The following is a 17,264-nucleotide window of genomic DNA, read 5'->3' on the forward strand; positions in this document are numbered from 1 at the left end:
ATCAGTCGGCCGGGCAATCCTTGAGGCGTTGCACGGCATCCTGATCGCCGCGCTGCACGGCTATTGGCTTCAGTTTACAGGCTCCGGGGACATCGCGAAACTGCGGGTTCTGCGATAGTTTGAGACCGATCAATGCGGCGAGCGCGTCAGGCTCGCCAAGTTCCGCAGCCTGAATTGCCTCATATAGAACGATGTTGAGCGAAGAGATCTGAACCTGCGGATGGCTGGCCAGCAACCGCAGGGCCTTCAGCCGGGAGTCGTAATCCCAAACCCCGGCAGTGATCAGTAAGTCGATCCCCTTTGGCACGTCGCGTGGCACCAGCTTTCCATCGAGATAAAGCTGGCCGAGCAGGCCACTCGCGCTCGCCTGATGGCGTTGGCTTTGCAAGATCGACAATGCGCGCTTTGGATCGGCCGGGCCGCCTTCGCCATCGAGCAGCATCTGCGCCAGCTCGGTATCGCCTCCCAGATGATCGCGCGCAGCCTCTTCAAATAGTTTGCGGGCGCGCACGGGATCGCTGGGACGCGTGGCTGCAGCCAGCGCCGCCTTGGCGCCAAAGGAGCCGCCTTGGGCGAGACGTTCGAGTAAATCCCGGCCGCGGGTCTGCTCGTCCGGCTGCGGGGATTGCGCGAGAAGCCGGGCAAGCCTGATTTGCTGGTCTGCGCGGGTGACGTTCTCCGGCAGCGGTAACCGAAGCGCGCGCTCGGTCCAGTATCGTTCGGCAGAGGGGTCCCGCTTCACGATGCCGCCACGGCCATAGAGGATTGCGAGCCTGTTTACCGCTGACGAATTGTCCAGTTCGGCTGCCTTGATCAACGCGCGCTGTGCCTCGTCGCGCGCAATCATCTGCGGGCGATCAAGATGATAGTCCCATGAATTGTGCGACTCATAGATTGCGTAATTTGCCTCGCCACCGTTCTGGGCTGCGGCCTCGCGCAACAGTGCGACCGCCTCGGCGCGCCGTTCATACGGCAGCGATTGAGCAAAGGCTACCTTGTTGCGGACGTCGTCCGGAGCTCTAGCGAACGCTTCGCTGCAGGCGGCCTGGCGCATCCGGTAACGCAGCTTTTCTCGTTGCTCGGGGAGGTATTCGGTGGCGTTCCGCAAAAGACGGTGGCATTCGTCGGCTGCGTTTGCGCCGAACGGCCGAATAGGTTCGTCCTGTTCGGCGGCCACTGTCTTGCGCTGTTCGGCGGGTGCTGAAACGAACAAAGCGATCGCTGCGCCGATGCAAGCGAGCAGTACGGCCCACACGATTGCGTGCCGCGCTGTGGGCTGGCGGCCACCGTTCATCGGCGCGTTGAAGGCGGCACTCATCTCGGCCCATTCCGGTCGGCAATGGTGGATGTGGCGTTGGCGACATCCTGCGCTAGCTTTGTCGCGCGAGCGTGCAAACCGTTCAAATCCGGGGCAGGCGCCCGTTAACTCTGCCGCAGCGGCAGAGCCGCCATGACCGGATTGTGAACATGCCCACAGGTTCCTGCTTTGCGGCTCGTCATTTGCATGTCACCATTCGATTCTCAACGGGAGGGCCGCTATGCGCTGGTGTGTCTCGATTGGAGCGGTACTGGTCGCGGGAGCGATGGCCGGCGGCGATGTCGCGAGCATGGCGGCGACGGGCCCGAAAGCGCAGTTTGCCCAGAGCAAGCAGGACCCCGTAGTTGATGTCGAACTGGTGCTGGCGGTCGACGTCTCCTATTCGATGGATATGGACGAGCTGGCGATCCAGCGCGAAGGCTATGCCCAGGCCATCGTCTCCAAGGAATTCCTTACCGCGCTCAAGAGTGGCCCGACAGGCAAGATTGCGGTCACTTATTTCGAATGGGCGGCATCGTCAGACCAGAAGCTGATCATTCCCTGGCGTGTCATCGATGGTCCTGAATCCGCCGACGCGGTGGCATCCGAAATCATGAAGACGCCGATCCGCCGGGCATCGCGGACCTCGATTTCGGGCGCGATCTATTACGCCATGCCGCTGTTCGATGAAAATGCGCTGCACGGTCTGCGCCGGGTCATCGATATTTCGGGTGATGGGCCGAACAACAATGGAGGGCCGGTGACGGTCGCGCGCGACGAGGCAGTCGCGAAAGGCATTGTCATCAACGGCCTGCCGATCATGGCCAAGGAACTGTCCTACTCGACCATGGATATCGAAAATCTCGATCTCTATTACGAGGACTGCGTGATCGGCGGCGCGGGCTCCTTCGTGGTGCCGATCAAGGAGCGCGACAAGTTCAAGGAAGCGATCCGCACCAAACTGGTATTGGAAGTCGCTGGATTGATGCCCGAGCCGCGCGCGATTCCTGTCGCCAACACGACGAAGGAGCCGCGCGTCAATTGCCTGATCGGCGAGAAGATCTGGCAGGATCGCTGGGGGCGGTGAGATTTCTTTTGAATGCAAAGCACCGGCAGCGCACTCCCTCGCCCCGCTCTTGCGGGGAGAGGGTGGGGTGAGGGGCTCTTGCGATCCGCAATTTCTGTTCGTGAGGCTAAGCCATTGCCTTGCCCCTCACCCGGCGCTGCGCGCCGACCTCTCCCCGTAAAGAGCGGGGAGAGGTTAAGACGCTATAAGCTGACCCGCGCAATCGCGTGGAAAAACGTGCCGGTGACACAGCCGCGCCGTCCGCCGCGCTCGGCCATGGGTTCGGCCTGCGCGTTGCGGAGATCGACCAGCGGGTCGTCGCTGCCTGGATCAATCAGTGACGCGTAGTGGAATTCGTGGCCACGGATGAGCGATCGCTTTGGTCCGATAGGGCTGTCGGATAGCAATTGCGCCTCGCGATAGCCGAGATGCAAGCGCCGCTTGTGGAAACTCGTCGTGTGGCTGAGCAGCCCCGTCATCACATGCCGGTTGCCGTCGGCATCCTCCAGGCCTTCGCCGAGCACCATATAGCCGCCGCACTCACCATGGACCGAACGTGTCTGTGCGAAGCGTACCAGCCCGTTGCGGAATTTTTGCGCAGAGGCAAGCGTCGCCACGTGAAGTTCGGGATAGCCGCCCGGCAGCCAGCAGCTATCGCAATCATCTGCCGGTGCTTCATTGGCGAGCGGGGAGAAGCGCACGATCTCCGCGCCCGCATTGCGCCAGCCATCGATCAGGTGCGGATAGATGAAAGTGAACGCGGCATCGACGGCAAGCGCAATACGCTGACCAGGCGGTGGCAATGCTGGCGTGGCATTGAGCGTGGGCTGCCGCTCGATGGGGGCGGCCAGCGCGATGATGGCGTCGAGATCGAGGTGCTTCTCCGCCATGTCGGCGAGAACGCCTATCCGCGTGGAAAGGTCGCCGTGTTCGCCGGCCTGGATCAGGCCGAGATGACGCTCTGGCAGGGCCAGTGCAGCATCCCGAGGAATGGCGCCGACCACGGGGATGCCGAGCGGCGCGATGGCATCCGTGATGAGACGGCGGTGCCGGTCGCTGCCGACGCGGTTCAGGATCACGCCGGCGACAAGCACGTCAGGATGATGACTGGCAAAGCCGCGCACCATGGCGGCGGCGGATTGCGATTGCGCGGTCACGTCGAGCACCAGCAGCACCGGCAGCTTGAAACGCGCAGCGATGCTGGCACTGCTGCCGTCGCGGTCGGCGACGCCGGGCACGCCGTCGAACAGACCCATGACGCCCTCGACCACCAGCATGTCGGCTGCAGTTGTGGCATCGGCCATGAGTGCATGCAGCAGGGCCGGCGGCATCGTCCAGCTGTCGAGATTGATGCAAGGCGCGCCGGTAGCGACCGCATGAAAGGCAGGGTCGATATAATCGGGCCCAGCCTTGGCCGCGCGCAGCACCATGCCGCGCCGCGCCAGTGCCGCGAGCAGGCCGAGCGTGACCGTGGTCTTGCCCGCGCCGGATCGTGCTGCGGAGATCAACAGGCCGGCGGTCATGATGAATGGACGTGCGACATCGCGGCGGATTAGCGCGGCGATTGCGATGCCGCAAGAGCGAGCGCTAGGCCGACGCTTTTTCCTTCTTCGGCCAGTACTTATCGCGCAGGTGCCGCTTCACCAGTTTGCCGGTCGGTGTCCGCGGCAATTCCGGCTCGAAGTCGATGCTCTTCGGACATTTGATCGGCGACAGATGCTTGCGGCAGTACAAGATCAGTTCGGCTTCCAGCGCCTTGCCGGCGCGGCTCATGTCGTGCGGCTGCACGACGGCCTTGACCTCTTCGCCCATCTCCTCGTTCGGCACGCCGAACACCGCAACATCGGCGATGGCGGGATGCGTGATCAAGACGTCCTCGGTCTCCTGCGGGTAGATATTCACACCGCCGGAAATGATCATGTAGGACTTGCGGTCAGTGAGGTAGAGGAAGCCTTCGTCGTCGAGATAGCCGACATCGCCGAGCGTCGACCAGCCGCGCGCGTTATAGGCGCGCTTCGTCTTCTCGGGGTCGTTGTGATAGCTGAATACAGGCGTATCGGCGAAATACACCGTGCCGATTTCGCCGGTCGGCGCTTCCTGGTCTTCTTCATTGACGATCTTGACGCTGCCGACCACAGCCTTGCCGACGGTCCCGCGATGCGACAGCCACTGCTGCGAGTTCGACACGGTGACGCCGTTGCCTTCGGAGCCGGCGTAATATTCGATCAGGATCGGTCCCCACCAGTCGATCATGCGCGCCTTGACGTCGACGGGGCAGGGGGCTGCGGCATGGATCGCGCCGTTCAATGAAGAGACGTCGTATTTCAAACGGACTTCATCCGGCAGCTTCAGCATGCGGACAAACATGGTTGGCACCAGCTGCGACTGGGTGATCTTGTGCTTTTCGACAAGCTTGAGGAATTCCTCGGCGTCGAAATGCTCCATGATCACCGACGTGCCGCCAAGCGTGATCGCCATCATGTTAAAACGTAACGGAGCCGCGTGATACAGCGGCGCCGGCGACAGATAGATCGAGTCCTGTGTCATGCCGCACATGTTCGCGCAGAGCAGTTTCAGGAACGGATTGGGCACGTCGATCGGATTGTTCTCCGAGGCGCGCTTGATGCCCTTGGGACGCCCGGTGGTGCCGGACGAATACAGCATGTCGTAGCCGGCAACCTCGTCGGCAATCGGCGTAGCGGGCTGAGCGGCGAGGACACTATTCCAGTCGCAGAAACCGGTGCGCGAACCGTCAACGATATAGAACATCGGCTCGGCCGCGTTGGTGATCAGCGGCGCAACCACATCGGCGCACTTCTCGGAGGTGATGACGACCCGCGCGCCGCAGTCCTTCACGATATAGGCGATCTCGTCCTGCGTCAGGTAACGGCTGATCGCCGTGTAATACAGCCCGCTGCGCTGTGCAGCCCAGCAGATCTCCATGAAGTCGAGCCGGTTCTCCATCAAAAGCGCGACGTGATCGCCGGCCTTCAGGCCCAGCGAGCGAAACAACTGCGCGCCGCGGTTGGAGCGTTCGTCGAGTTCGCGATAGGTGAGCGCCTGGCCGGAGCCGGCCATGCGGTAGGCAATCTTGTCGGGATTGGTCTTCGCGTGGATCGACGGATGCGTCATGGGCGTTTCCTCTGAAGGCCGGCGGATTTTCCCGCTCGTGGTGTGTCTTTCCCCTCGCCTCCGGACACGGCGTAGCCGCGGCTGGTGGGAGAGGCTGGATCGAACCGCGAAGCGGTTCGAGACGGGAGAGAGGGCACTTCGCCGGAAGCAAAAGCCCTCTCCCGCCTTCGCTTCGCCATAGCCGATGCCTTGCATCGGCGTCTCTTTTTCAAGAACGGCGGCCGGAGGCCGCCTACGCACCCTCTCCCACGGCGCGCTGCTGCGCAGCGCTGGGGGAGAGGGGAAAAATCAGAGCCGCTCCACGATCGTCACATTGGCCATGCCGCCACCTTCGCACATGGTCTGCAGCCCGTAGCGCTTGTTGCTCTGTTGAAGCGCGTGCACCAGCGTGGTCATCAGCTTGGTGCCGGAGCCGCCGAGCGGATGGCCGAGCGCGATGGCGCCGCCATTGATGTTGAGGCGCTTCGGGTCGGCGCCGGTGGCCTTCAGCCAGGCAGTGGGGATCGAGGCAAAGGCTTCGTTGACTTCGAACAGATCGATGTCGTCGATCTTCATCCCGGCCTTTTCGAGCGCGCGCTTGGTGGCGGGCAGGGGCGCTTCCAGCATGATCACGGGATCGCCGCCCATCATGGTCATGTGGTGAATGCGGGCCATCGGTTTGACGCCGAGCTGCTTGAGACCCTTTTCGTTGACGACCATCACACCCGATGCGCCGTCGCAGATCTGGCTGGCTGAGGCGGCGGTGAGCTTGCCGTTCTCGGCGATCAGCTTGACGCCGCGAATGCCGTCGAGCGTCGCGTCGAAGCGGATGCCTTCGTCGATGTGATGCGTATCCGTCGTGCCATCCGCGCGGGTGATCTGCAGCGGGATGATCTCGTCCTTGAAGCGGCCGGCTTCGGTCGCGGCAATGGCGCGCTGGTGGCTTTCATAAGCGTACTGATCGAGTTCATCCTTTGTCAGACCGTATTTCGCGGCGACCATCTCGGCCCCGGTGAACTGATTGAACTGGATGTTGGGATAGCGCGCTTCCATGCCGGGGCTCTTGTAGTGGCCCATGCCGGCCTTGGACGCGAGAATGCTTGGCGAGCCCATCGGCACGCGGGTCATGCTCTCGACGCCGGCGGCAATCACAATGTCCATGGAGCCGGCCATCACGGCCTGGGCGGCAAAATGCAGCGCCTGCTGCGACGATCCGCACTGGCGGTCGATGGAGGTGCCCGGCACGCTTTCCGGCAGCTTCGAGGCCAGCACGGCGTTGCGTGCGACGTTGACGGCCTGCTCGCCACCCTGGCCGACACAACCCATGATGACGTCTTCAACCGAGGCGGGATCGGCGCCGGTGCGTTCAACCAGCGTGTTCAAAACCGAGGCTGCGAGGTCGGCCGGGTGCCAGCCGGCTAAGCGACCGCCTTTGCGGCCACCCGCGGTGCGTGCAGCGGCGACGATATAGGCCTCAGCCATGCGTGATCTCCCTTTGTTTGCCTTGTTTGGCGGCGTTTTTCGTGGCGTTGAATGCGCCGGATTTAAGTGTCCGCGGAGAGTTTAGTCAATCGGTCAATTAACTCTTGAGTGCGGCCGATTGTTCGTATTATCTGCGCTCCGAATGGCACCGAATTTGAACCCCAGCACCTCTGTGAAAACCGCCGCTGCCCGTAATCCGACGGCCGACAAGCTGTTGCTTGCGGCGAGCGAGCTGATGATTGCCAGCAACTCCATCGAGGTGTCGCTGAGCGAGATTGCGCAGCAGTCCGGGGTCAATGCGGCGCTGGTGAAATATCATTTCGGCAACAAGGATGGCCTGCTGCTGGCGCTGCTCGCGCGCGACGCCGCCACTGAGATGACCAATCTCGAATATCTGCTGGCGCAGCCGATCTCGGCCACCGCAAAACTGCGGCTGCACATCGCCGGCATCATCAAGGCCTATTACCAGTTTCCCTACATGAACCGGCTGATCCACTATTTGCTGCACGAAAGCAGCAACGAGGCAGCCGACGAAGTCTCGAAGTTCTTTGTGGGGCCGCTACTCGGCTTCCATCGCCGCCTGCTGGCCGAGGGACTTGAATCCGGCGAATTTCGCAAGGTCGATCCGGTGTTGTTCTACACCAGCCTGATCGGCGCCTGCGACAACCTGTTCTTCAGCCGTCATGCCATGTCGCGCGCCATCGGCGTCGGCCCGGTGACGGATGAAGTCTGCCGCGACTACGTCGCCCATATGGAAGCGATGCTGCTCGGCGGGATTCTAACAAACAAGAAGGCCGCCAAGGCCTGACATCACGAGCTCAGAAGAAACGGCCCAAGGAAAACTGCCAAGAAAATCCAAAAACGTCGGGAAACGCCCAAGGAACTAAATTCAAGAACCAAAAATAAGAAACGCCCAAGGATCAGTTCGCCCAAGGATCAGTTCCAAGAACAACAACCAAGAAAACGCCCAAGGACCACTTCTTCTTTTTCTTCTTCGTCGCGACTCAAAAATTCAAGAAACGATCAGAAACGCCCAAGGAAAGGCTCTATCCATGCAGCTTAAAGACGTAGCCGTATTCATCACCGGCGGTGGCTCGGGACTGGGCGCCGCAACCGCGCGCGCAATGGCTGCCAAGGGCGCCAAGGTTGCCGTGTTCGATCGCGCGCAGGACAATGCCGAGAAGGTCGCCGCCGAAGTGAAGGGCGTTGCCACCGTCGGCGACGTCACCAGCGAGAATGACGTCAAGGCGGCGCTCGCCAAGGCAGCGGCTGCGCATGGTACCGCGCGCGTGCTGGTGAACTGCGCCGGCATCGGCGGTTCGCAGCGCATTGTCGGCAAGCAGGGCGTCTATCCGCTCGAGAAGTTCACCAATGTCATCATGGTCAACCTCGTCGGCACCTTCAACTGCCTGCGTCTGTTTGCCGAACAGCTCGTCACCCAGGACGCCATCGGCGAAGAGCGCGGCGTCATCATCAACACCGCCAGCGTCGCGGCCTATGAAGGCCAGATTGGTCAGATCGCCTATGCCGCATCGAAGGGCGGCGTCGTCGGTCTGACCCTGCCGGCCGCGCGCGATCTGTCGTCGCAGAAGATCCGCGTCAATACGATTGCGCCGGGCCTGTTCCTGACGCCCCTTTTGATGGGCCTCAATGAAGAAGCGCGCGCCAGCCTCGGTGCCCAGGTTCCGCATCCGGCCCGCCTCGGCGACGCCTCGGAATACGGCAACCTCGCGGTCCACATCGTCGAGAACCCGATGCTGAACGGCGAGACCATCCGTCTCGACGGCGCCATCCGCATGGCGCCGCGGTAGTAGTTTTCCTTCCCCTCTCCCCCAGCGCGGCGTAGCTGCGCGCCGCGGGAGAGGGTGCCTGAGCGAAGCGAAGGCGGGAGAGGGCTCGTTGTGGCACCCCTCTCCCAAGCGAGTTTGTTTCTGACTCCTGCGCTGCCCTCTCCCGCAAGGGGAGAGGGCACGGCAACGAGCGTCGGCAAGGCGCCAACGAGTGAAACGGGAGAGCGCTTGTGTCTAATCCACTGCTGATCGAACACGACGACGGCGTGGACCGGGTGACGCTCAATCGCCCGGAGAGTCTGAACGCGCTTGACCCAACTCTCATCGACGCACTGAACGCCTATTTCGAAAGCCTGCAGCGCAATCGCAAGACGCGCGTCGTCGTCCTCAAGGGCGCCGGCGCCAACTTCTGCGCCGGGCTCGACCTCAAACATGCGATGGCCGCGCGCTCCGGCCAGAACGCACCGCGCACCATCACCGAATCCCTGGATTCTCAGCGCCGCATCGCCGACATCGTGATGCTGATGCGCCGCTGCCCGCAGCCGATCGTGGCGTTGGTGCAGGGTGCCGCTGCTGGCGGCGGTTTCGCGCTGGCGCTGGCCGCAGATATCCGTATTGCCGCAAAGTCGGCGCGGATGAACTGCGCCTTCATCAAGCTCGGCCTCGGCGGCTGTGACATCGGCTCCAGTTATTTTCTGCCGCGTCTCGTCGGCGTGTCCGTTGCGTCCGAATTGATCCTCACCGGCCGCTTCATTCACGCCGATCGTGCGCTTGCCGTTGGGCTGGTGTCCGAAGTGGTCGATGACGGCCAGCTCGGGGCCGCCGCCGCGCCCTATGTCGAGGCGATGATGACGGCGTCGCCGGTTGGGCTTCGGCTGTCGAAGGAATGCATCAACATGTCCGTCGATGCCGGCTCCATCGAAGCCGTTATCGCGATGGAGGATCGCAATCAGGTGTTGTGCAGCCGCTCGGAAGATTTCGAGGAAGGCATCCGCGCATTCATCGAGAAACGAAAGCCGGTTTACGTCACACGTTAAAGCGTGATCTCACGCAACGAACACAAGGTCCGACAAACGAGACCATGGTTCGACAAGAACGGTTTTGGGAGAAACCACATGAACGCCCAGGCTGCCGCGGTGCTGACAAAGCCCGCCTTCCGCAAGATCCACTGGATGGAGCGCGACATCGATGTCGAGCGCCGGCCGGATGGTGTCATCGTCATGAAGTCGCTGATACCGTTGATGGCTTATGAGACGCATCTGCCGGCGTCGCTGGCGAAGTGGGCCAAGGAACGTCCCGATCACACCTGGCTGGCGCAGCGCGCCGGTGCGGACCGTCAGTGGCGCAATCTCAGCTACGCCGAGGCCAAGCGCACGGTGGATTCGCTGACCCAGGCGCTGCTCGACATGGAGCTGGAGGCGGATCGCCCTATCGCAATTCTCTCGGGCAATTCCATCGAACACGCGCTGATGACCCAGGCTGCGATGCAGGCGCGCCATCCGGCAGCACCCGTGTCGCCGGCCTATTCGCTGATGAGCCAGGATCACGCCAAGCTGAAATATCTGTTCGACCTCATCAAACCCGCCGTGGTGATGGTGCAGGACGGGCCGAGCTTCCAGAAGGCGCTCGATGCGCTGGATCTGACGGATATCAAGATCGTGCATGTCGGGCGCCCGCCCGAAGGCATCGCCAGCATCGCTTATGCAGACATGGCCGCCACCAGGGTGACGCCTGCGGTCGATGCCTCACTTGCGCAGATCACGCCGGACACCGTCGGCAAGCTGCTGTTCACCTCCGGCTCCACCGGGATGCCGAAAGCCGTGATCAACACCCAGCGGATGATGACCGCCAATGCCGCGATGATGATGCAGACGCGCCCGCGTGATGCGCATGCGCAGCCGCCGGTCTATCTCGACTGGATGCCGTGGAACCACACCATGGGTGGCAATGCGCTGTTCCACCCGCTGCTGATCGAAGGCGGCACGCTCTATATCGACGACGGCCGGCCGATGCCCGGCATGATCGATGAGACGCTGCGCAATCTGCGCGAGATCTCGCCGACCTATTACGCCAATGTTCCCGCCGGTTATGCTGCCATCGCTAGCGCGATGGAGAAAGACGATGCGCTGGCGCGCTCCTTCTTCAAGAACCTGAATCTGATGGCCTATGGCGGCGCGCGTCTCCCGGACGATCTTTATGACCGTATGCAGGCGCTGGCCGTACGCGCCACCGGCGAGCGCATCGTGTTCTATACCGGCTGGGGCTGCACCGAGACGTCGCCGACCTCGACCGGCACCTATTGGGACACAGAGCGCGTCGGCCTGATCGGTCTGCCATTTCCTGGCGTCGAGCTGAAGATGGTGCCGGTGGATTCGAAATACGAATTGCGGCTGCGCGGCGTCAACGTGATGCCGGGCTACTATCGCCAGCCGGACCTGACCAAGGCGGCCTTCGACGAGGAAGGCTTTTACAAGATCGGCGACGCCGGCATTTTCGTCGACGACAATGACCCCCTGCAGGGCCTGATCTTCTCCGGCCGCGTGGTGGAGGACTTCAAGCTGACGACCGGCACTTTCGTGCATGTCGGCTCACTGCGCACCGACGTTATCGCCGCGGCGACACCGGTGGTGCAGGATGCGCTGATCACCGGACAGGATCGGCCATATATCGGCGTGCTCGCCTGGCCCAACCTGCCGGCCTGCCGAATCATGATCGGCGAGCCCGAGGCGACATTTGCCGATGTGGTGAAACATCCTGCGGTTCTTGCCTGTCTGAAGAAGGGGCTGCAGGCACATAATGCGTCGTGCGAAGGCGCCAGCAGCCGGCGCATCGCGCGCGCGATGTTCATGGTCGAGCCGGCCTCCATCGACGGCAACGAACTCACCGACAAGGGCTACATCAACCAGCGCGCCGGCCTTGAACGCCGCGCGGCACTGGTCGCCCAGCTTTACGCCGAGCACCCCGGCGAAGACGTCATCATCCTCAACTAGACTTTCATCGATCAGAACAGAGTACACCGCCATGAACTTCGATTTCTCCGACGACCAGAAGCAGCTCCGCGATGAGGCCCGGCGTTTTCTCACCGAGAAGTGCCCGCCGAAAGCCGTGCGCGCCGTGATCGACGGCAAGGCGCCGTATGATCGCGAGCTCTGGAAGGGCTTGGCTGACATGGGCTTCCTCGGCGTCGCCATCCCGGAAGCCTTTGGCGGCTCGGGTGCCGGTCATCTCGAACTCTGCGTGATCGCCGAGGAAATGGGCCGTGCACTCGCGCCGGTGCCGTTCTCGTCCACGGTTTATCTCGCCGCCGAAGCGCTGTTGCTCGCCGGCTCCGATGCGCAGAAGCAGAAGTGGCTGCCGGCGATCGCGCAAGGCAATGCCATCGGTACGCTGGCGCTGTTCGAGGGCTCAGGCAATCCGTCGCCGAAGGCGATCAAGCTCACGGCGGCCAATGGCGTGCTCAACGGCACCAAGAAGCCGGTGGCCGATGGCGCTATCGCTGACTTCGCCATCGTCGCCGCACGTACCGGCTCGACGGGCCGCGACAGCGACATCGCGCTGTATCTTGTCGATCTTACCAGCGAAGGCGTCGAGGCCAAGGCGCTGACCTCCATCGATCCGTCGCGCAATCAGGCCGAAATCTCCTTCAAGAACGTCAAGGCCGAGTTGCTCGGCGCCGCCAATGAAGGCTGGAGCATCCTCTCGCAGGTGCTCGATCGGGCCGCGGTACTGATCGGCTTCGAACAGGTCGGCGGTTCTGACCGTGCGCTGGAAATGGGCCGCGACTACGCCCTCGACCGTATCGCCTTCGGCCGCCAGATCGGTTCGTTCCAGGCGGTCAAGCACATGCTCGCCGACATGTATGTCTCGGCGACGCTGGCGCGCTCGAATTGCTATTACGGCGCATGGGCGCTTTCGACCAACGCTTCCGAACTGCCGGAAGCCGCCGCTGCAGCACGCATCAGCGCGACGCAGGCGTTCCAGCACTGCTCCAAGAACAACATCCAGGTTCATGGCGGCATGGGCTTCACCTGGGAGTTCGACTGCCATCTCTATTATCGCCGCTCCAACGCCGTCGCGGTGGGGCTTGGCTCGCTGTCCTATTGGGAAGATCAGTTGATCGAGCGCATGCGCCAGAAGAATGCGGCGTAGGGATCAATCGCGATGAATTTCGATGACACCCCGCAGGAGGCTGCGTTTCGCGCCGAGGCGAAAGCCTGGATTGCGGCCAATGCGCCCAAGCAATACGAAGACGAGCTGAAGAAGGCCGCGCTCGGCCGCATCCAGCTCAAGAGCGCGAATATCCTTGAAGTCGCAAAAGCCTGGCAGAAGAAGAAGGCCGATGCCGGCTGGGCCGTACCGCACTGGCCGAAGGACTATGGCGGCCGCGGCGCCTCGCCGATCGAGCGCGTGATCTGGCAGCAGGAAGAGGGCGTGTTTGGCAAGCTCGGCGCGCTGTTCATCATCGGTCACGGCATGTGCGGCCCGACCATGATGGCCTACGCCGCCGAGGAGCATAAGCGACAGTATCTTCCACCGCTGGCATCCGGCGAGAAGATCTGGTGCCAGCTGTTTTCCGAACCGGCAGGGGGATCCGACGTTGCCGGCCTGCGCACCCGTGCGGAGAAGGACGGCGATGACTGGGTGATCAACGGTCAGAAGATCTGGACCTCCGGTGCGCATTATTCCGACTATGGCATCCTGATCACCCGCACCGATCCCACCGTGCCGAAGCACAAGGGTCTCACCATGTTCTTCCTGGACATGAAGAGCCCAGGCGTCGAGGTGAAGCCGATCAAGCAGGCCAACGGCCAGGCCGAATTCAACGAGGTCTATTTCACCGACGTGCGGATTCCCGATGCACAGCGGCTCGGTGCCGTCGGTGACGGCTGGAACGTCTCGCTCACCACGCTGATGAACGAGCGCATGGCGATCGGCGCCAATGTCGCCACCGGCTTCCCGGAACTGTTCGAGTTCTGCAACAGCCTGATGCTGGAGGACGGTCCGGCGATCGACGATCCCGCCGTGCGCTCCAAGCTTGCCAACTGGGCGGTGCGCGCCAGCGGGCTGCGCTACACCGCGTTTCGCTCGATCTCGGCGCTGTCGCGCGGCGAGCGGCCGGGGCCTGAAAACTCCATCGGCAAACTCGTCGCCGGCGCGATGCTGCAGGACGTCGCGACATACGCGCTCGACCTGCAGGGTGCGGCCGGCGTGCTGAACGGGCCGGAGGACGCGGAAGTCGCTGGCAAGTTCCAGGCGATGCTGCTGCGTTCGCCTGCGACGCGGGTCGAGGGCGGCACTGATGAGATCCTGCGTAACATCATCGCCGAGCGCGTGCTCGGCCTGCCGGGCGACATCCGCGTCGACAAGGACGTGCCATTCAACAAGATCCCGACCAAGGGACGATAAGTCAGCCTGTAGGATGGGTAGAGCGCAGCGAAACCCATCAATGTCCGCGCAAGCCCATTGATGGGTTTCGCAAGGGCTCTACCCATCCTACGCTTTCTTTTCTCATTAAGGACGACTGCCATGAATTTCGATGACACGCCGCAGGAAGCCGAATTCCGCGCTATCGCGCGCAAGTGGATCGATGCCAATGCGCCCAAGCATCTGGAAGCCGAGCTGACCAAGCCGTCAGCCAAGCGCGCCAGCGAAAAGCGCGACGCGATGCTCGATGTCGCCAAGGCCTGGCAGAAGAAGAAGGCCGATGCCGGCTGGGCCTGTTTGCATTGGCCGAAGGAATATGGCGGCCGCGGCTCGACGCCGATCGAACGCGTGATCTGGCAGCAGGAAGAGGGCGTCTATGACAAGCTCGCGCGGCCCTTCGCCATCGGGCAGGGCATGTGTGGCCCCACCGTGATGGCCTATGCCTCCGAAGACCAGAAGCGCAAATATCTGCCGCCTCTGGCCTCTGGCGAGAAGGTCTGGTGCCAGTTGTTCTCCGAACCCGCCGGTGGTTCGGACGTCGCAGGTCTGCGTACCCGCGCGGAGAAGGATGGTGACGACTGGATCGTCAACGGTCAGAAGATCTGGACCTCCGGCGCGCATTACTCGGACTACGGTATTCTCATTACCCGCACCGACCCGAATGTGCCCAAGCACAAGGGTCTCACCATGTTCTTCCTCGACATGAAGAGCGAAGGCGTCGAGGTGAAGCCGATCAAGCAGGCCAATGGCATGCAGGAATTCAACGAGGTGTTCTTCACCAATGTGCGGATTCCGGATAGCCAGCGACTCGGCGCTGTCGGCGACGGCTGGAACGTCTCGCTGACCACGCTGATGAACGAGCGCATGTCGATCGGCTCGCGCGTCGCGACGGGTTTCCCGGAGCTGTTCGAGTATTGCAGCAATCTGATGCTGGAAGACGGCCTCGCCATCGACGATCCCAATGTGCGTTCGAAGCTGGCGGGTTGGGCGGTGAAGAATTCCGGCCTGAAATACACCAGCTATCGTTCGATCTCGGCGCTGTCGAAGGGTGAGCGTCCGGGCCCGGAGAACTCCATCGGCAAGCTGGTCTCGGGCATGATGATGCAGGATATCGCGATGTTCGCAGCCGACCTGCAGGGCGCCTCCGGAGCCTTGGTCGGCGCCGATGCGGAAGCGGCCGGCGAATTCCAGGCGACGATTCTGGGCTCGCCGTCGATGCGTATCGCCGGCGGTACCGACGAGATCCTGCGTAATATCATCGCCGAGCGTGTGCTGGGTCTGCCCGGCGATGTTCGCGTCGACAAGGACGTGCCGTTCAACAAGGTCCCGACCAAGGGACGGTAAGGTTTGCAATGACTGCTCCCATCGATACGCTCGAAACTCTTCTGGCGTCACGTTACTCCTGCCGTGCCTACAAGACCGAGCAGGTGCCGCGCGCCATCATCGACCGCATTCTCAATGCCGCGCAGAAGACCGCGTCCTGGTGCAACAGCCAGCCATGGCAGGTGACGATCACGTCGGGTGAAGCCACCAAGAAGTTTCGCGACGTGCTCTATCCTGTCGCGGCCGCGGGCACGCCGAATTCGGGCGACTTCCCGTTTCCGCGCGAATATCGCGGGGTCTATCTGGACCGCCGCCGCGAAAGCGGCTTCCAGCTCTACAATACGCTAGGCATCGCGCGCGGCGACAAGACGGCCTATGCCGAGCAGGCGCTGCAGAACTTCAACTTCTTCGGCGCGCCGCATGTGGCGATCGTCACGTCGGATGAAGCGCTCGGCGTCTATGGTGCAGTGGACTGCGGCGGCTATGTAAACAATTTCATGCTGGCTGCGCAGGCGCTCGGCCTCGCGACCGTGCCGCAGGCGGCGTTGGCGTTTCACTCGGCCGTGGTGCGCCAGCATTTCGGCATGAGCGACGACCGCCGCGTCGTTTGCGGCATCTCGTTCGGCTATCCGGACCGCGAGCACAAGGTCAATAGCTACCGAACCAACCGCGCGCAGTTGGACGACGTCGCGACGTTTGTGGAGTGATCCCAGGCTGTCATTCCGGGGCGCCGGAATGCGGCGAAGCCGCATGCAGGCGAACCCGGAATCTCGGCATGGCTGAACATTTCGGGATTCCGGGTTCACGCGAGCAAGAGCTCGCGCGCCCCGGAATGACGAGTAAGGCCTAAAACCTCGGTGCCCGTTTCTCCGCGAACGCCTTCGTCCCTTCCTTGATCTCATCGCCCCGCATGCTGTCCCGCGCGCGCTGATCGGCGGCAGCCTCATCCAGTTCACCGCGGGCGAATTCGTTGATCGCCTGCTTCATGCCGCTCATGGCGATCGGGGCGTTGGCGGCCAGAATCATGGCGAGCTTGTCGACTTCCTCGTCCAGCGCCTCGGCCGGCACCATGGCGGTGAGGTAGCCGATCCGCAGCAGTTCGCTGGCTTCCAGCTTCTGCGCGGTGAGAAACAATCGCTTGGCGTTGTCGACCCCGAGCCGGCTCACATAGCGTTTGATACCGCCTTTGTAATAATGAAGGCCGAGCCGGGCGGCCGGCATGAACATCTCGCAGGTGTCGACGCCGACCCGGAAGTCACAGGCCAGTGCCAGGTCGGTCGAACCGCCATAGACGCCGCCGTTCAGCCGGCAGATGGTCGGTACGCCCAAGTCCTCCAGCCGGTTGGCCACGGCCTCAAAGGCCGATCCGGACGAACCTTCGGCCACGGGCTTGGGCACGCTGGCAGCCCGTTCGGAGATCGCATTGAGATCGAAGCCGGCGCTGAAAGCGCGGCCGGTGCCGGTCAGCACCAGCACCCGGACGTTGCGATCGGCTTCTACGCGATCGAACAGCTGCATCAGGGTGTCCAGGTCGAGCTGGGATAGTAGGTTCAGCTTCTGGGGGCGGTTCAGGCGGATGGTGGCGCGGGGGCCGTCGATGGTCAGAACGGGTGGCGAGGACTGATCTGACGCGGTTTCCGTCGTTTCCGACATGTTGTTCTCCTTTGGGGCGGGAGCGACGGTGCCCGCACCGGCGGATCGCGTCAATCTGCGCACGACTCCGTGATTTTTGCGGGTTGCAACACGGGCTATTTTAACCAGATGGGCTATA

Annotated in this window: 14 protein-coding genes; 9 read left to right on the forward strand and 5 right to left on the reverse strand. The window is 62.7% G+C overall.

What is annotated here, in order from left to right:
* Position 1 precedes the first annotated feature (1 nt).
* Positions 2 to 1,318 carry a tetratricopeptide repeat protein gene (locus tag AB8A38_RS26330; protein ID WP_439087920.1) on the reverse strand — a complete coding sequence of 439 codons (1,317 nt, stop codon included), beginning with the start codon at positions 1,316 to 1,318 and terminating at the stop codon, positions 2 to 4.
* A gap of 220 nt (positions 1,319 to 1,538) precedes the next feature.
* On the opposite strand from AB8A38_RS26330, the gene AB8A38_RS26335 reads away from it, so the two are divergent.
* Entirely contained in the window at positions 1,539 to 2,384 is an 846-nt protein-coding gene (locus AB8A38_RS26335; RefSeq protein WP_092145074.1) for a DUF1194 domain-containing protein, read from the forward strand.
* A 182-nt stretch (positions 2,385 to 2,566) separates the two neighbouring features.
* On the opposite strand, the gene AB8A38_RS26340 is transcribed toward AB8A38_RS26335, so the two are convergent.
* The 3 genes from AB8A38_RS26340 to AB8A38_RS26350 form a co-directional block, all read right to left on the reverse strand.
* Entirely contained in the window at positions 2,567 to 3,886 is a 1,320-nt protein-coding gene (locus tag AB8A38_RS26340) for a cobyrinate a,c-diamide synthase (protein ID WP_439087921.1), read from the reverse strand.
* Positions 3,887 to 3,950: 64 nt separating this feature from the next.
* On the reverse strand, positions 3,951 to 5,495 hold the full coding sequence (locus AB8A38_RS26345; RefSeq protein WP_439087922.1) for an acyl-CoA synthetase: 1,545 nt from the start codon (positions 5,493 to 5,495) through the stop codon (positions 3,951 to 3,953).
* A gap of 288 nt (positions 5,496 to 5,783) precedes the next feature.
* Positions 5,784 to 6,956 carry an acetyl-CoA C-acetyltransferase gene (locus AB8A38_RS26350; protein WP_439087923.1) on the reverse strand — a complete coding sequence of 391 codons (1,173 nt, stop codon included), beginning with the start codon at positions 6,954 to 6,956 and terminating at the stop codon, positions 5,784 to 5,786.
* A gap of 142 nt (positions 6,957 to 7,098) precedes the next feature.
* On the opposite strand from AB8A38_RS26350, the gene AB8A38_RS26355 reads away from it, so the two are divergent.
* The 8 genes from AB8A38_RS26355 (at position 7,099) to AB8A38_RS26390 (ending at position 16,200) form a co-directional block, all read left to right on the forward strand.
* Positions 7,099 to 7,764 carry a TetR family transcriptional regulator gene (locus AB8A38_RS26355; RefSeq protein WP_439087924.1) on the forward strand — a complete coding sequence of 222 codons (666 nt, stop codon included), beginning with the start codon at positions 7,099 to 7,101 and terminating at the stop codon, positions 7,762 to 7,764.
* 244 nt (positions 7,765 to 8,008) lie between these two features.
* On the forward strand, positions 8,009 to 8,767 hold the full coding sequence (locus AB8A38_RS26360) for an SDR family NAD(P)-dependent oxidoreductase (RefSeq protein ID WP_315843336.1): 759 nt from the start codon (positions 8,009 to 8,011) through the stop codon (positions 8,765 to 8,767).
* A 209-nt stretch (positions 8,768 to 8,976) separates the two neighbouring features.
* Positions 8,977 to 9,783, forward strand: a complete 807-nt coding sequence (locus AB8A38_RS26365) for an enoyl-CoA hydratase/isomerase family protein (RefSeq protein WP_439087925.1) — start codon at positions 8,977 to 8,979, stop codon at positions 9,781 to 9,783.
* Positions 9,784 to 9,861: 78 nt separating this feature from the next.
* Positions 9,862 to 11,736, forward strand: a complete 1,875-nt coding sequence (locus tag AB8A38_RS26370) for an AMP-binding protein (RefSeq protein ID WP_439087926.1) — start codon at positions 9,862 to 9,864, stop codon at positions 11,734 to 11,736.
* A 31-nt stretch (positions 11,737 to 11,767) separates the two neighbouring features.
* On the forward strand, positions 11,768 to 12,895 hold the full coding sequence (locus tag AB8A38_RS26375; protein WP_439087927.1) for an acyl-CoA dehydrogenase family protein: 1,128 nt from the start codon (positions 11,768 to 11,770) through the stop codon (positions 12,893 to 12,895).
* Between the two features lie 12 nt (positions 12,896 to 12,907).
* Entirely contained in the window at positions 12,908 to 14,152 is a 1,245-nt protein-coding gene (locus tag AB8A38_RS26380; RefSeq protein ID WP_439087928.1) for an acyl-CoA dehydrogenase, read from the forward strand.
* A gap of 120 nt (positions 14,153 to 14,272) precedes the next feature.
* Positions 14,273 to 15,514 (forward strand): acyl-CoA dehydrogenase, encoded by a 1,242-nt coding sequence (locus tag AB8A38_RS26385; RefSeq protein ID WP_439087929.1) that lies wholly within the window; start codon positions 14,273 to 14,275, stop codon positions 15,512 to 15,514.
* Between the two features lie 8 nt (positions 15,515 to 15,522).
* Positions 15,523 to 16,200 carry a nitroreductase gene (locus AB8A38_RS26390; protein ID WP_315843332.1) on the forward strand — a complete coding sequence of 226 codons (678 nt, stop codon included), beginning with the start codon at positions 15,523 to 15,525 and terminating at the stop codon, positions 16,198 to 16,200.
* 139 nt (positions 16,201 to 16,339) lie between these two features.
* Here the strand turns inward: AB8A38_RS26390 and AB8A38_RS26395 are convergent, their stop codons facing one another.
* On the reverse strand, positions 16,340 to 17,146 hold the full coding sequence (locus AB8A38_RS26395; protein ID WP_439087930.1) for an enoyl-CoA hydratase/isomerase family protein: 807 nt from the start codon (positions 17,144 to 17,146) through the stop codon (positions 16,340 to 16,342).
* Positions 17,147 to 17,264: the final 118 nt, after the last annotated feature.

Source organism: Tardiphaga sp. 839_C3_N1_4, from assembly GCF_051811045.1.
In the GTDB taxonomy this organism is placed as follows: domain Bacteria; phylum Pseudomonadota; class Alphaproteobacteria; order Rhizobiales; family Xanthobacteraceae; genus Tardiphaga.

Bases quoted from the DNA above. Each gene is read 5' to 3' on its own strand.
- AB8A38_RS26330 (WP_439087920.1), bottom strand. From the start codon at position 1,318: ATGAGTGCCGCCTTCAACGCGCCGATGAACGGTGGCCGCCAGCCCACA.
- AB8A38_RS26335 (WP_092145074.1), top strand. From the start codon at position 1,539: ATGCGCTGGTGTGTCTCGATTGGAGCGGTACTGGTCGCGGGAGCGATG.
- AB8A38_RS26340 (WP_439087921.1), bottom strand. From the start codon at position 3,886: ATGACCGCCGGCCTGTTGATCTCCGCAGCACGATCCGGCGCGGGCAAG.
- AB8A38_RS26345 (WP_439087922.1), bottom strand. From the start codon at position 5,495: ATGACGCATCCGTCGATCCACGCGAAGACCAATCCCGACAAGATTGCC.
- AB8A38_RS26350 (WP_439087923.1), bottom strand. From the start codon at position 6,956: ATGGCTGAGGCCTATATCGTCGCCGCTGCACGCACCGCGGGTGGCCGC.
- AB8A38_RS26355 (WP_439087924.1), top strand. From the start codon at position 7,099: ATGGCACCGAATTTGAACCCCAGCACCTCTGTGAAAACCGCCGCTGCC.
- AB8A38_RS26360 (WP_315843336.1), top strand. From the start codon at position 8,009: ATGCAGCTTAAAGACGTAGCCGTATTCATCACCGGCGGTGGCTCGGGA.
- AB8A38_RS26370 (WP_439087926.1), top strand. From the start codon at position 9,862: ATGAACGCCCAGGCTGCCGCGGTGCTGACAAAGCCCGCCTTCCGCAAG.
- AB8A38_RS26375 (WP_439087927.1), top strand. From the start codon at position 11,768: ATGAACTTCGATTTCTCCGACGACCAGAAGCAGCTCCGCGATGAGGCC.
- AB8A38_RS26380 (WP_439087928.1), top strand. From the start codon at position 12,908: ATGAATTTCGATGACACCCCGCAGGAGGCTGCGTTTCGCGCCGAGGCG.
- AB8A38_RS26385 (WP_439087929.1), top strand. From the start codon at position 14,273: ATGAATTTCGATGACACGCCGCAGGAAGCCGAATTCCGCGCTATCGCG.
- AB8A38_RS26390 (WP_315843332.1), top strand. From the start codon at position 15,523: ATGACTGCTCCCATCGATACGCTCGAAACTCTTCTGGCGTCACGTTAC.
- AB8A38_RS26395 (WP_439087930.1), bottom strand. From the start codon at position 17,146: ATGTCGGAAACGACGGAAACCGCGTCAGATCAGTCCTCGCCACCCGTT.